Annotated in this window: 1 pseudogene; it reads left to right on the plus strand. The window is 73.3% G+C overall.

Annotated features, from left to right (window positions below):
* A pseudogene (locus IH13_RS37225) lies at positions 1-1,530 on the plus strand (ABC transporter permease); the annotation flags it as partial.

Below are 1,530 nucleotides of genomic sequence, written 5' to 3' on the forward strand. Positions count from 1 at the left end.
CGCCGGGACCGCCGGCTGGCCGCGCTGCGCCTGGTCGGTACCGACATCCGGCAGACCCGCCGGATCGCGGCGGGCGAGGCCCTGTTCGGTTCGGTGCTCGGGCTGCTGGCCGGCGGGGCGTTCTTCCTGGCGGGCCGCAGGTTCTCCGGGGCCGTCGAGCTGTGGAACCACAGCGCCTTCCCGTCCGACCTGACGCCGGCCACCTGGCTGGCCGTGCTGGTCTTCGTTGCGGTGCCCCTCTCCGCGGTGGGCGTCACGCTGGTCGCGATGCGCTCGGTGGTCGTCGAGCCGCTCGGCGTCGTGCGCCACTCGGGCAGCCGCGGGCGGCGGCGGGGGGCGGTTGTGGTGGCGGCTGCTGATGCCGGTCGCCGGGCTCGCGGTGCTGGTTTCGACGGGCCGGGTCGGGGAGTTCGACCCCGTCAACCCCTACCCGATCGCCGCCGGCGCCGTACTGGTCCTGCTCGGGCTCGCGTTGCTGCTGCCCTGGCTGGTCGACGCGGCCGTGAAGCGGCTCCGCGGCGGCCCGGTGCCCTGGCAGCTCGCCGTGCGCCGGCTCCAGCTGACCAGCGGTGCGGCCTCCCGCGCGGTCAGCGGGATCACCGTCGCGGTGGCGGGTGCGGTGGCCCTGCAGATGATGTTCGCCGCCGTCGGCGACCAGTTCGACGAGGTCACGGGTCAGGACCCCTCGCGGGCCCAGTTCCACGTCTTCTCCGATCAGGTCACCGGCGACGCCGCCACCCGGACCATCCAGAGCTTCCGGGCGACGAAGGGGGTGGAGAAGGTCATCGGGACGGTCGAGGCGTACGTGGCGAAACCGGGCAGGCCGAAGGACCCCGACGGCATGCAGCCCATCACCTCCCTGGCCCTCGGTGACTGCGCCACCCTCAAGGAACTGGCCGACATCGGCTCCTGCCGGGAGGGGGACGTCTTCGTCGCCCACCCCAAGGACGACAAGGAGCAGGCCGACTGGATCGACGAGACGGCCCGCAAGGGCGAGAAGATCGAACTCAACGGCTCGTACATCGACGTACCGGGCGAGAAGTCCCGGCTCTGGACCCTGCCCGCCGACGCCCGCACGGTGCGGGCCGACCGCGATCCACTGGGCGCCGAGCACTGGGGCATCCTGGCCACGACCGGGGCCCTCGACCCCCGGATCCTCCCCCGGGCCCAGACCGTCGCGCAGATCCGGATCGACGAGAGCGTCCCGGACGCCGCCGAACACGTACGGAACACGGCGGCCAGGATCGACCCGGGGATGCGGGTCGCCACCCTGACCTCGGTGACGCGCGACCGGCAGTACGAGAGCGTGCAGACGGGTCTGCTGCTCGGCGCCACGGCGACGCTCGTGCTGATCGCCCTGTCGATGCTCGTCTCCCAGCTGGAGCAACTGCGTGAGCGCAAGCGGCTGCTGTCGGTGCTGGTCGCCTTCGGCACCAGGCGCTCCACCCTGGCCTGGTCCGTACTGTGGCAGACCGCCCTACCGGTGGCCGCCGGCCTGCTGGTCGCCGTCGCGGGCGGGACCGGGCTGGG

This window comes from Streptomyces sp. NRRL WC-3549, assembly GCF_000721935.1.
GTDB lineage: Bacteria > Actinomycetota > Actinomycetes > Streptomycetales > Streptomycetaceae > Streptomyces.